This window comes from Mycobacterium asiaticum (genome assembly GCF_001668675.1).
Taxonomy (GTDB): Bacteria; Actinomycetota; Actinomycetes; order Mycobacteriales; family Mycobacteriaceae; genus Mycobacterium; species Mycobacterium asiaticum_D.
On the sequence record NZ_LZKQ01000315.1, the window covers coordinates 1 to 818 of the forward strand.

Sequence of the window (818 nt, forward strand, 5' to 3'; positions counted from 1 at the left end):
CCGCTGGCGAGGATGGCGCGTAGGGCGGCGTTGAGGCCGTCGTGGTTGCGCTGCCCGGCGCTGCGGGTGTCGCGGTGAATCGCTTCTTCTGAGGGGGCGCCGTCCACGACGGGTGTGTCGTCGTCGGGGTTGCACATGCCGGGGGCGGCCAGCTTGGCCAGCACCGCCTCCCAGCCGGCTCTGGCTTCCGGTGTCAGCCACCCGCTCAGGCGCGACATCCCGTCGGCCTGCTGATTGCCGAGCACCAGCCCGCGCACGCGCGCCCGGTCGCCGTCGGTGTAGGTGCCGTCGGGATGCAGACAATCCATCAGGCGCCGGGCCAGCTTGGCGAACTGGTCGGGCCGGAACTCGGCGGCCTTGCCCGCCAGGTGTTTTTCGGCGTGCACACAGGTCTCGAGGTCGACGGACTCGGGCAATTGGTGGAAAAACCGCCGAATCATCGCCACATGATCGGCCCCGATCGCCCCGTCGCGCTGGGCCGCCGCGGTCGCGGGCAGCACCGGCGCCAAGGGCTCCCCGGTCAGCGCCCGTCGCGGACCCAGGTCGGCCGCCTCGGCGATGCGCCGTGCGGCCTCGGCCCGGGTGATGTGCAGCCGATCGGCCAACGCCCAGGACAACTTGCCACCCAACTCGGCCGGATCCGATTGCGCGGCCACCTGATTGATCAATTGGTGGCTGGGCGTTTGGAGCCGACGCGCCAGCGTTTCGAGGCGTTCCAACTTGCGCAATCGCTCGGGGGTGGTCAAGGCATCGAACGACAACGCGCAAGCCCGGTCCACATCGTCATCGAGAGCATCGAACACCGCATCGATATCCTC

At 69.6% G+C, this 818-nt stretch carries 1 protein-coding gene; it reads right to left on the reverse strand.

Annotated elements, in window-relative coordinates:
* The coding region (locus A9X01_RS26035; protein ID WP_436405308.1) for a DUF222 domain-containing protein at window positions 1-818 on the reverse strand (818 nt) is incomplete at both ends.